11 protein-coding genes are annotated in these 12,015 nt (G+C 54.3%); 2 read left to right on the top strand and 9 right to left on the bottom strand.

Translation table 11 applies throughout. The annotated features are described in order from the left end of the window. The first annotated feature begins 170 nt into the window (after nt 1-170). The gene (locus A4E19_11010) at nt 171-572 is read left to right on the top strand and encodes a hypothetical protein (protein ID OQW30076.1); all 402 of its coding nucleotides are present in this window, start codon (nt 171-173) and stop codon (nt 570-572) included. Nucleotides 573-1,013: 441 nt separating this feature from the next. Here A4E19_11010 and A4E19_11005 read toward each other — a convergent pair whose 3' ends face one another. The 6 genes from A4E19_11005 to A4E19_10980 form a co-directional block, all read right to left on the bottom strand. Beyond that, nucleotides 1,014-1,799 (bottom strand): hypothetical protein, encoded by a 786-nt coding sequence (locus A4E19_11005; protein ID OQW30075.1) that lies wholly within the window; start codon nt 1,797-1,799, stop codon nt 1,014-1,016. A 278-nt stretch (nt 1,800-2,077) separates the two neighbouring features. After that, on the bottom strand, nt 2,078-3,607 hold the full coding sequence (locus tag A4E19_11000; protein OQW30074.1) for a hypothetical protein: 1,530 nt from the start codon (nt 3,605-3,607) through the stop codon (nt 2,078-2,080). A gap of 4 nt (nt 3,608-3,611) precedes the next feature. After that, nucleotides 3,612-4,358 carry a DNA-binding response regulator gene (locus tag A4E19_10995; GenBank protein ID OQW30073.1) on the bottom strand — a complete coding sequence of 249 codons (747 nt, stop codon included), beginning with the start codon at nt 4,356-4,358 and terminating at the stop codon, nt 3,612-3,614. Between the two features lie 113 nt (nt 4,359-4,471). Beyond that, nucleotides 4,472-5,200 carry a hypothetical protein gene (locus A4E19_10990; GenBank protein OQW30118.1) on the bottom strand — a complete coding sequence of 243 codons (729 nt, stop codon included), beginning with the start codon at nt 5,198-5,200 and terminating at the stop codon, nt 4,472-4,474. A gap of 36 nt (nt 5,201-5,236) precedes the next feature. Beyond that, on the bottom strand, nt 5,237-6,796 hold the full coding sequence (locus A4E19_10985) for a mercuric reductase (protein OQW30072.1): 1,560 nt from the start codon (nt 6,794-6,796) through the stop codon (nt 5,237-5,239). A gap of 78 nt (nt 6,797-6,874) precedes the next feature. Then, complete coding sequence (locus A4E19_10980; protein ID OQW30071.1) at nt 6,875-7,612, bottom strand: dihydrolipoamide dehydrogenase; 738 nt, start codon at nt 7,610-7,612, stop codon at nt 6,875-6,877. A gap of 229 nt (nt 7,613-7,841) precedes the next feature. Here A4E19_10980 and A4E19_10975 point away from each other — a divergent pair, with 229 nt between their 5' ends. Next, nucleotides 7,842-8,486: an oxidoreductase gene (locus A4E19_10975; GenBank protein ID OQW30070.1), complete on the top strand. Its 645-nt coding sequence runs from the start codon at nt 7,842-7,844 to the stop codon at nt 8,484-8,486. 3 nt (nt 8,487-8,489) lie between these two features. On the opposite strand, the gene A4E19_10970 is transcribed toward A4E19_10975, so the two are convergent. Genes A4E19_10970 through A4E19_10960 form a run of 3 tightly spaced genes read right to left on the bottom strand, consistent with a single transcriptional unit; the run spans nt 8,490 to nt 11,857 of the window. Then, nucleotides 8,490-8,825: a hypothetical protein gene (locus A4E19_10970; protein OQW30069.1), complete on the bottom strand. Its 336-nt coding sequence runs from the start codon at nt 8,823-8,825 to the stop codon at nt 8,490-8,492. Nucleotides 8,826-8,840: 15 nt separating this feature from the next. Next, a complete protein-coding gene (locus A4E19_10965) occupies nt 8,841-9,050 on the bottom strand; it encodes a hypothetical protein (GenBank protein OQW30117.1) in 210 nt (69 codons plus the stop codon). 8 nt (nt 9,051-9,058) lie between these two features. Further along, the gene (locus A4E19_10960) at nt 9,059-11,857 is read right to left on the bottom strand and encodes a hypothetical protein (protein OQW30068.1); all 2,799 of its coding nucleotides are present in this window, start codon (nt 11,855-11,857) and stop codon (nt 9,059-9,061) included. Between the last annotated feature and the right edge of the window lie 158 nt (nt 11,858-12,015).

Below are 12,015 nucleotides of genomic sequence, written 5' to 3'. Positions count from 1 at the left end.
CTCAATCACTTGCCGTTTTTTCCCCTGAACTCCTTATGAGTCCAGGCGCTTCATCGGGCTTGTTTCATAACGTATTGAGAGTCATACGATGGCCCGATTGCTCAACCGGCATATCCTTTGCTGAGTGAACAATGGTTCAACACTTATGGCTTTCTACCAGGAGGTACATAATGCACACCAATCACAGGAATTTCCTCCCAATTATCCTTGGTGGCCTAACGGTTCTATGCGTGTCCGGCCCTCTCACAGCAACCGCAAGCCCCAAGGACGGAAAGAAGTCCGGTACTTATTCGTCAGCCGCAGCTGCGGCTGAGGTGACGGTAGCAACACGGGAAACAACCTCCTCTTACAACGCGAACCTGTCGGACCGGAAACCTGGTCCGGCGTGGAAGACCATCGGGGGGACAATAAAGCACATCAAGGGCGATGTCTACACGGTTGAAGACTACGAAGGCAATCAGGTTCAGCTCTACATCAGCCGAGAAACCAAACAATTGCGCGGCAGCAAGAAGGTCGGGGACCGCGTGCGCGCTGAGATTACCCACAGCGGTTTCGCCAATTCCCTTCAATGATGGCCCTGTAAGAAGCCCTGCCTCGTTCACATCAAGCCCGCCGCCTCAGTGGAGGCGGGCTGCTCTGTCCTGAAATGTTTGTCGAGCACTCGTTCGAGTTCTTACAGCCTACCCTGCGTTTCCAAACAGCTCATAGGGTGGCGTTTACACACGATCTCCAGCCAAAAGGCAACAACCACAACAGCCTTGTTGAAAGGCCTTGACCATCCTGCGGGCGATTCTGATTCAGTCTGTGACCTCAATATGCCGAGAATGATCGGGTGCCAAAATGTTTTTCCACTGCCTGCTAGTGCTCACCGACGGACCAGTGGCGGAATTCGTTAGCGCACTCGTCTGGTTTCTCAAACAGGCACGCGTTCGTTCACGAATTCTTCCCTACTGAAGGAAACCCTCCAAGAGCCATCCACCGACTTTTTCGACTGTCGTCCTGCCGAGAGCACGTTAACGGGCGAGGATCTCCAGAATCTCATCGAGTGGCCGAATAGTTCCCAGCAGGAGCGGATCACCAAACACTCGGTTGTGCCGATTCTCTTTCACTTTGAGCAATCCGGTCACCAAATCGTGGAAATCCTCGAGACGTGACGTTTCAAAATAGGTGATGAAATCCCAATCATCGAGCCCGCTCGAGTGATACAGCTTCCGTTTGACGGTCTTGAGATAGGCCACGGTGGCATCCGTATGTTCTTTCATCATGTTGGTCCGCGTATCCTGCCCGGCAATCCACCACTCGGCATCCTTGCGGATCGGTACGACGATCACATAGGTATTGCCCTGTGGAGGAGGCGTCTTTAATTCCGCTTTTAAATCTCCTGGAAAATCAGGTACGTAGTTGAGAGCTTTCGTGATGCCGTTGAATGTATCTACGTTATTGAAGTACTTTCCGAATTTTGATGCCATCACATCCAAGATAAAATTTTGATTTTGAATCATCGCTTTCGAATGGATCCGGATCAGGATGTCCGCTCGCTCAGACAATCCCCGCAGCAGATACACATCCGCGGCCACTCGATCCGCGTATTTCTCCAGCATCTTCTTGACGTCCGCACTCGCCTCAGCACGAGCCTGAGGCTCCATTTGCCACCATTGCTCCGACGCTTTGAAGACGGCGAACGTGGCATAGACTCCTGCATCCTTTAAAAGGTGCTCTCTATCGGCTTCGGCTCTGACTGGAGCAACCGCGCCCACGACAACAATCACACAAACAATCAGTGAGCTGAGATGACGCATCGAGATCTCCCTTCTGTACCGTGTGAGAACCTATATCATGGCGACAAAATGTCACGAAACGTTCACGCGTTGATCACAACTTGATCACATTTAGAAAATGAATGATCTTCGTCCGAATGTGGTTTCAAGGGCCGCTCTGACCAGCTTGCGGGCCTGATGTAACCGCACATGGAGGTTGGCCTCCGTGGTCACGGAACCATCACAAAATCATGGCATCGTGATCACGAATGTCGGAGAAAAGCAGGAAGCAATGTGGTCTCAGCGAGGATGACGGGAAATCAGGCGGAGCGAGAAGAATCCACTGCTGGGATGGAAGGTTGGATCGTGCGTAGACGAAACGTGAAGGTTGTTCCGCCGTTGAGGATACTGCGAACCTCAATGGTGCTTCCGTGCAGCTCCAGAATCCGCTTGGTGATCGCAAGACCAAGCCCTGCTCCCGTCGAATTCTTTTGCTGATTGTGCTCGACTTGATAGTACCGGTCAAAAATGTGCGGAAGATCTTCCAGTGCAATCCCACAGCCGGTATCGGACACCTGAACCACAAGTTCCTGGCCATCGGGATTCAAGATGACCATGACCGTACCGTTGCGCGGCGTGTGTCGAATGGCGTTCTCGATCAAGTTTTCGAGGACCCGTTCAATCAGTCCGATATCAGCCGATACAAAGGGAAGATTTTCACGTATCTCCGCCTGCAGCGTCACTTCGTGCTTGCCTGCAAGCCACGTCAGCTTTTGAACGACATCGTGAGCCAGTTCACCGAGGGAAAACGATTCCAGATGAAGCGCCATCTCAAGAGAATTCAATTTGGCCAAATCAAACAGCTCGCCAATCAATTTTCCCATCCGCTCGCTATGTGCAATGGCGATTCCAAGATATTTGCGCTGTTCCTCCGGTGACAGAGATCCTTCTTTCAAGCTCAGCGTCTCGAGATATCCCTGAAGGGATGTCAGCGGCGTGCGAAGATCATGCGAGACATTGGCGACCAACTCACGTCGCAACTGATCGGTCTGTTTGAGCTGGTGCACTTGCTGCCGGATCCGATCTGACATATGGGCAAAGGTCGCCCCTAACTCGTCTATTTCATCCCTTCGCTCGGTAATCGTTTGCTGAAGACGAGATTGGTGCGGGAGATCCGACGATTCGGAAAAGTTGCTACGCTTGAAGGTCTCCATGGCAAAGGCGAGCATTCTGAGCCGTCGAGTCAACAGCTTGAACATGAGGAGGGCGGTCAAAAGCGCAAACAGCAGGGTTGCAACGATCGCCCACGTGCTTACGCGCAGAATGTAACTACCTTCCAGCACCTGTGCGACTGAGTCAAACTCCTCTCCACCGAGAATCACGTAGAGATAGCCCTCAATGTCGCCGCCTAAAGTTTGGACGGGGAATGCAGAAAAGATCTTCCTGCGTGTCAGGTCTCGCGGATCGTCTCCCAGGATTGGAAAATCTTCAGCTCCTGACAAAAACCGCTCAATGGGGTCGAGAGAGATACGTTCTCGCTTCACTTTTTCAGGAGGAGCTGAAAAAGTCAGGATGGATCCCCGACCATCAAGCAGATAGACTTCGATACTCGGGTTGATCACCATGAGACTGTGAAAGATTTCCTTGAGCGCCGCCTCGTTTACCCGTCCTTCCTGCATGAGGATCTGTTCAGACACGATGCGTTCAGCCAAGGTCTGGTTGAGCTTCTGATTCACCTCTTGGAAATACAGCCGAGTCGCATAAAGCGTCAGCAGTATGGTTCCAGCGCCGATAAGGCCAAACAGCCCGATAAGGACAGCGGCCAGCTTTCCATACAGGGTTGTGAACATGGCGCTACCCGCTTGTGTGTTCTTCCGAAAAGCTATAGCCAATCCCCCAAACCGTCAAAATGTACCGGGGACGGCTGGTATCACTTTCGATTTTGGCCCTCAACCGATTGATATGAGAATTCACGGTATGCTCGTAACCCGCGTGCGCATATCCCCACACCAGATCGAGCAGTTGTGAACGGGTATACACACGGCCCGGCTGTCGGGCGAATAGCAGTAACAGATCAAACTCTTTCACTGTCAGGTCGATCGTCCTGCCCGATAACGTGACCTTGCGCTTCTCGGTGTCAATCACGAGGTCACCGGCACGAATCAATTTCTGCCGAGCTGACTCCACTGGCGTCCTCAGCACCTCCATACGGCGGAACAAGGCTTTGACCCGTGCCAGGAGCTCTCGAATGCTGAACGGCTTAGTCAGATAATCATCTGCACCGACTTCCAACCCCAGTACGCGGTCCAACTCTGTCGATTTGGCGGTCAACATCAGGACAGGTGTGTAGTTCGGTTTCGCTCGCAGCGCATGACAGATGTCCAACCCATCCATCCCCGGCAGCATCAGATCGAGGATAATCAAGTCGTAGGTATTGGAGAGCGCGTGCGTGCAGCCGGTGACACCATCTCGGACTATGTGGACGGTATACCCCCCGTCCTGCAGATGAAGTTCCAGGAGCCGCGCAATGTCTCGATCGTCTTCAATCACGAGAATGGTCCGAGGCGTTGCGCTTTGCCCATGAGGCCCTTCGCTTCCCATAACCGCCAGAATAACAGGCGATTATCACAAAAGCATCACGGGTGAAACGCAGGAATCATCCGAAAAGGGATTGGAAGGTGGCATGTCTGCCAGGAAGGATCAGAGGAAATAGCTTATTGGGCCTTCTTGAATATGATGTCGCCGTAGTAGGCCACCACCCGTTCTTTGGTGTTGTCGGTATCGCTCATGATCGCCACGCCGTTGATCAGCGGCGGTTCTTCTCCGAAGGCTCTCTTATAATCTTCGTAGATATTGCGCGACTCTTTGACCCATATGCCGAGATTGTGAGGGCCACTTTCTACGACCACCATTTTGACGAAATCCGTATAGGCGTTGTCGATCATCTCGCCGACCGGCGCCTTTCTCTCCCAGACATAGTTGATCGCTCCGATGGGAATGTCTCCGAACAGGACTCGGCCGGCCTTGTACTTGAGTTGTTTCCCCACGCTCACCTTGTCAGGGTCATACTCGAACGTAATATAGAGTCGGGCCGAATAATCGTCGCCGTCTTTGCGCGTGGCATCGCTGTTCTTGAGAAGATTGTCGACTTTCCAACGCCATTGCACGATGGGAAATTCCTTGGGGTCGATCCTCACCTCCTTGGTTAACCCCGAGGCGGAGGCCTCGCTCGTGGCCTTGACGACGACATGCTCCCCATCCCTCACCAGCTCGTATGTCGTGAGCGAGGAGATTTTCTTGAAGGTCAACGGCTTCCAGCCATCCGGCAGACGGCCCCCTGGCTCACTTGCGGAAAACTTCCCCACTTCCAGCGCAGTTTCACCCTGTGCCCAGAGCCATGCTGGAGCAATGAACAGCCACATGACAATCCATGCGCACGTCATGATCAACAGCCTGCTGTTTTCCTCGGGTTCCATCCCTCATCTTCCCTTTCTCATCCAGGCGAACAATTTGGTGAGAAAGTTCTTCGTTCCCTGTGTGAAATGGGCTTTCCGCCAAAGATTGATCACTTTCTTATTCACTTCGGCTTGGGTCGGATAGGGATGGATCGTACCGGCGATCGCTTTGGCTCCCGCACCCGTTTTCATGGCCACCGAAAATTCGCTGATCATGTCCCCGGCATGCGCGGCGACGATCGTTGCGCCCAGGATCTTGTCCGTCCCTTTTTGTATGTGAACCCGTGCAAACCCGTCCGTTTCCCCGTCCAGTATGGCTCGATCAACCTCATCAAGTTGGTAGGTATAGGTCTCGACCTCAAGTCCTTTGTCTTTTGCTTCTTTTTCATACATCCCGACGTGGGCGACTTCCGGTTCGGTGAAGGTACACCAAGGCATCACCAACGCATCGACATTGGCATAGCCCAAACTCAACGGATGTGGGAACAGCGCGTTCTGGATGACGATTTGTGCCATGGCATCAGCGGCATGGGTGAATTTGTAGCGTGAACAGACATCGCCTGCTGCGTAGATGTTAGGATTCGATGTCTGTAATCTGACATTGACCTTGATCCCGTTCTTATCGTACGCGACCCCTGCGGCCTCTAATCCAATCTTCTCCACATTGGGTGTTCGTCCAACGCCGACAAGGATTTCATCGACCGTTACGGCATACTGCTGACCGTGTGAATCGACTGTCAGATGCTTGCCGTCATCTGTCCTGTGTACGTTCAGGTCTTTTCCGCAGCACAGTAGTTTCACCCCGTCTCGAACCATGTGCTGCTCGACAAGGTCCGCTGCATCGCGGTCTTCGTTCGGCATGATACCGTGCGTGGCTTCGATCAGATAGACCTGACTCCCAAATCGGGCAAACGACTGCGCCAGTTCACATCCGATGGGGCCGGCCCCGATCACGCCGAGCCGCTGGGGCAACTTCGTCAGTGAAAAGACGGTTTCGTTCGTCAGATACCCCGCTTCTTGAAGGCCAGGGGTCGCAGGTGACGCCGCTCTGGCGCCGGTACAGACCGCGGCTTTCGCGAAGGTGAGGATCCGATTACCGGCCGGACCTTCCACTTGAATCGTTTCGGCGCCGAGAAACCGCCCGCTGCCGATATAGACGTCCACGCCGAGCTTGGTATATCGCCGGGCGGAGTCATTCTGGCTGATGCGAGCGCGCAGTTTCCTCATGCGCGTCATCACCGCGCTGAAGTCATACTTCACCCCGGCGGGAATCTGAAGGCCGAACTCGTGGGCCTTCCGCAAATCCGCCCAGGCTCTGGCTGCCCGGATCACCCCTTTCGACGGTACGCATCCGACATTGAGGCAGTCTCCACCCATCAGATGTTTTTCGATCAAGGCGACCTTGGCTCCCAGACTCGCGGCGACGACGGCCGTGATCAACCCGGCGGTCCCCGCTCCGATCACGACGATGTTATAGCGACCGGTCGGTTCCGGATTGACCCAATCGGCAGGGTGCACGTTGGCGACGAGTTCTTGATTGTACTCGTCGTCGGGAAGGACTGCAGGCTGATCGTGCTCACCCATTCCTACGTCCCTTGAGAGAGGCTCGGTCATCATAGCGTGACACCCTTCGTTGCGTATCGTCAATCGATGCGGTGTTCATCACACTGGTTTCGCCGCAAATCGCTTATACACGACCGGGACGAGCGCCAGCAGCCCCAGGAGTACGAAGGCACCGATGACATTGGGAGACGCGATTTCTTTCAGCGAGTTGATCGTACCGAGCTGGCGTCCCGCATAGGCATAGACAAACGATCCGGGAACGATTCCAATCGCCGTGGCCGCAATATAGGTGCCGACGCTCACGCGCGTGAGACCGGACACCAGGTTCACCACAAAGAATGGAAAGAGTGGGATAAGTCTCAAGGTCAACAGATAACTGAAGGCGTTCTTGGCGAATCCTTCTTGGAAAGGCCCCAACCACTTGCCGAACTTCTGCTCAACCGTATCCCGTAAGAGATACCGTGCGGTCAGAAATGCCAGGGTTGCCCCGGTGGTCGCCCCGATATTAATGAAGACCGTTGCGAGAATCCCTCCAAACAAAAACCCACCGGCCAACGTCAGGATGACGGCTCCCGGCAGGGACAAACCAGCCACCACCACATAGGCGACGATAAACAATCCTACAGCGAATGCAAAGTGCTCGTCTGCAAACGTTAAAAGACTGTCTCGATTCTCTTTCAGCGCATTTAACGACAGGAACTGTCCGAGATCGAAATAGAAGAAGGCACCAAGCGCTATGGCGAGGATACCCGCGATCAAGATCTTGCCGAGATATGAACTGCTGGCTTCACTCTGAGTGGAGACCGGGGTCGTCATAGTGGCGTCGTGCTGTATCATGGTGGCTCCTTCGGTATCTGTCAATGAGATAAGCTGCTTACACGTACGTCTGAGGACGCTGGAAAACCTTACAGAGCTGAGGGGCGAGCACAACAATCCCACAGTACTTACCAAGACCGCTGCTCGCTGAGATAGTGAGGCGTCAGAGTGCCTGCGAACAACCGACCACGGGTCAGCTCGGTTGCTAGATCAACTTCAATTCCCGTAATCTATATGGAGGGAGGTGGGAATGGATGAATCGAGCAGGCTGACAAGGACGAAAGAGCAGTGGGCCAAAGCACGTCGTGGTGGGGAGGAACGTGAAGTGTTCTATGAGGGAGACGATCGGCTGCCACCCGGCCAACACCTGGTCGAGAATTTTCCCGTTCTGGACCTTGGCTTCAAGCCCGAGATTCCATTACATGAATGGAGACTCAGTATCGGCGGGTTTGTCGCCGCTCCGCTTGTCCTGACATGGGAATCATTCTTGGCCCAACCTCAATTCAAAGACCGGTCGGACTTCCATTGCGTCACGTCATGGAGTCGTTATGACAACGATTGGGAAGGCGTGAGCTTCAAGCACCTCATGTCCCTCGTAAAACCGCTGTCGCTCGCGCAATTTGTGCTGTTCAAATCCTACGATGACTATACAACCAACCTACCGCTTGACGCCTGTCACGACGACGATGTGCTACTCGCGCATAGTTGGAATGGCAACCCCCTGACGCGGGACCACGGTGGGCCGGTGCGTGTGATCGTCCCGAAGCGGTATGCCTGGAAAGGAGCGAAGTGGGTGAAGGAGATTACGTTTTCCGATAAAGATGAGAAAGGATTTTGGGAAGTCCGAGGGTACTCGAACAGCGCGCTCCCCTGGAAGAACGACCGCTATGGATAACGGCTATTTCTTGATCCACCCACCGCCTCCTTCAATAAAGTTTCCCGGTTTGGTGTTCTGAATGGCTTTTTCCCCGGCAAGGGTTTCCACAGCTTGGACACTGGTACCGTTTCGCTTTGCGATCTCTTCATAGGCCTGCCGCCGCTTTTTATTCACATCGTCCATCAACGACCGCGCTTCAGCATTGGAAGGATTCACCACCCCCAGATAACCGCTGGCCTTTTCTCCGACCCACCCCTGCGCTTTCGCTTCATCCAACGACAGTGCCCACGCGGGAGAGTGGATGGCGGCCCATAACAGTGCCGTACACATCGTGATGATCAACCGTCCTATGACCATGATGTCCTCCGACGACTAGAACAATCCGCTGTCATTCGACAGCACTTGATCCAAATCCTTGTCGACTTTCAACCGAATCTCATGATCGATCTTCACATTGAGATTGATCGTAATCGGCTTTTCCGACGCAGCGACCTCGACGCGTGGAGTACAGGCGCTCAGAGCGGCAAGCAGAATGCCCCAGGCCAGTCCTCCACCCCCTATCAGTATGGTTCTGCTCAGCATGGTTCGCCTCATAATGATCCTTGTCGCCTATATTTTCTTTCGATGGTCCCCTCGAGATCATCGACCAAGCGGAGGCTCTTGAGAAGCGTCGGGATATGTTCCTGCAGGGTAAGGTTGAAGTGAATCGGCGGCGTACTCCTCAGGTCTGGATTTCTGCCCTCCAACCGCGCGTTCAGGTCCAACATGCCCGTTTCACCGTATTTCACACCGACGCGCAGCAGTGAATACTGAAAGTTGTTCAGCGCCTGCGCAACGAGCTGGAGTTGACGATCAGAGTCCGACAGGGTCTTCGACGTTTCCGGCGCCGATGCATACCGAATGACTCCTCCGGGAGGCTGTGCCTCGATCAGTCCGTCTTTCACGAGGACCCCACCCGACGTGATGGTCACAGGCAGGGTCCCATTGAGCGTTCCAGTTCCCTGAAGCCCTCGCTGTTGTTCCACGCTGAGAATTTTCCCGAGATCAAGATTCCGGAGCAAAAACGTCGTTGTCACTGGCGGCTTGGCCAAGTCTACCACAGGTCCTGGAGTGCTGACGGTTCCTCCGAAGATTTCGCATTGGAAGTCTCGCACCTCGACCACTGGCAGGCTATCGGCCAGTTTCCATTTTATCTGAACGGAAGCCGCGAGGTTGGTGGCGTCAACACCGCTCTGGATTGCCGCCACAGAGATGGTGGCCGGCTCGTTCATCAGGATTGACTCAAGTCCCTTGGCATGTAACACCATCGTGGTGCTCACGCCCTTTACGACATAATCGTAGTAGTGACCGGACAATCTCTCGACGACCACCTTCGCAGTTGCTGAAGCCCCGTTCATCATCGCGATGCGCTCGTGAGAGTTGCTTGACCACGACCCATCGACGGTGGCGGTGAACATTCCATCGATCACATCGATGGAAGGAGAGAGTCCCATCATCAACTTACCGAGCCGCCGATCAACTCCGTTAAACGTCAGCGGACCGATGACACCGTGCAGAACTCCCTCCGCCGTCTGCAGCGGCTGTTCGATCCTGGCGGTTACGAACCCTTCGTGCGTCGGGATATCGACTCGCAGGTCGGCCTTGACGCCGGCCTGATCAGCCGAGAATTTGATCATCCAATCGCTCGCGGATGGCCACCACGAACCGGACTCCGGACTGACTCCGGCGATTGATAACGTCCCTTGTGCAGCCCAGGCGGCCTTAGTCGTTTCCACATCTCGAATTTTCAAGATACCTTGCCCAATGCGGATTCTCCGACCACCTACTCTCAGGGCCGGAGCTCGAAGGGTCGCGATTATTGCTCCCCCGCGGCAATGGATTGCCGTCAGATCGCATTCGACCGTCAACGGCTCCGATAGATTCAGCGTGACACTGGAAATAAGGGTGGTGCCCTGACCTATCTGTTTCGCCGTCACTGAAGACGGAGGTAACAGCACGCCACGTACATGCGTCCGAGCCAGTTTCACCGTCCCTTGCACTCCTCCCATCGCCTCTTTGGCTGAAAGCCGTTCGGTAATGGCCTTCGGAAGGATACCCTCCAAATGATAGGCCCCTTCGGCCAACACCAATTCATTACCTAGACCCTCAGCTCGGGTGGTTTCGAACTGTGCCACCAATGGTCCTGGCGTCCGACCGTACGTCACGTGCAAGGGCCCCTGTGCCACCGTGCGTATAGGCGTCTCCTTCCAATAGAACGTTCCTTGCACGGGCTTTTTGTTCTCGATCCTCACCGGCTGATCCCCATGGGGAAGTATCAACCGAACCGCTTCTGGAATAATACGCGGTTGAGTATTGATTGTGGCGGTCAGCAACACACCCGGACTCATGGCCCACTCGGCCTGAGTGGCATTCCCTTCGAATCTCCCCTCATAGGCGACGGCGATGTCCTTCGCCACACCTTTTAAAGCCGGCAGCGTAACGTCGACTCGCATATGGCCATCCAGATGAGCCCGTTCGTCTTCCCATAAGGAACTCAATGCGGCATCTGCTGGAGCCATCCCTGCCCAATCGATTGCTACCTCTCCCGTCACTTTCTCAAGCTCCGGACCGATCGGAACAAGGAGTGCGATGAATGGGGCCAATTCTTGTACATTGATCTGGAGACGTCCATTGACCCGAATCTCTGAGCCTTGTGGATGGGCTCGTGACTGCCAAGAAATAATCGGCGTCGCTTGCGGCCGTTGTGGCGCCAACGTGACGGACCAGGTACTTGCGGAATGCCCTACGACAACGAGTCCATACGACGCGGTATCGCGTCCTTGAAAGACAAGGTGCCCATCCACCTCCCTACCGCTATAGATCAAACTCCCGTCAATCGTGACTTTTTGGAGCGGCCCTGTCGCCTGTTCACGAAAAATGGTGAGATGATCCAGCTGTAACTCGTCGAATGGAAGGATGGGCAGACTGCGCAAGAGATCCCCAGCCGTCAACAACCGCCACGGTGATTGTTCATTATCGGGCTGATCCGGCCCCATGTCCCCCTTGATCACCTCATCCGTGCCTTGCACATTCAAGACATGGATCGACGCGTCTCGAAGTATGATTCGACTCACACGACCTTGAAACAGCTGGACCGGGTCATAGTGTATCTCTGCGTCAGTCAGCGAGATCATCAATCGTTCTTCGCCCAAATCCTGCTGAAACGACACCACGGGAATGCGCATGCGTGCCCAGCCCGGATAGCCGAGCTGGAGAATGACGCTGCTGTAACCATAGCCACGGAGCCTATCTGCCAACACATAGGACGCGCTCAGCGGCAACAGCAAATAACAGCCCAAGAGCGCCACCAGTCCAAGCAGAACAGCAATCTGGTATCGTTGGGACAACATGGACCACCTAATCCGACGGATAACGTGGCAAGGTTGTCAAACAAACACTTGAGTCTTGTCAAGATGTCCGAACGGCTCTGCTCTCGACTATGGTCCGATCAGACCGTGTTGAACATCGACGACTATGCTGAATGACTGGATATCCAGGCCCGAAGACA

It is taken from the genome of Nitrospira sp. SG-bin1 (genome assembly GCA_002083365.1).
GTDB lineage: Bacteria > Nitrospirota > Nitrospiria > Nitrospirales > Nitrospiraceae > Nitrospira_D.
This window is presented reverse-complemented; position numbering and strand designations above follow the sequence as displayed.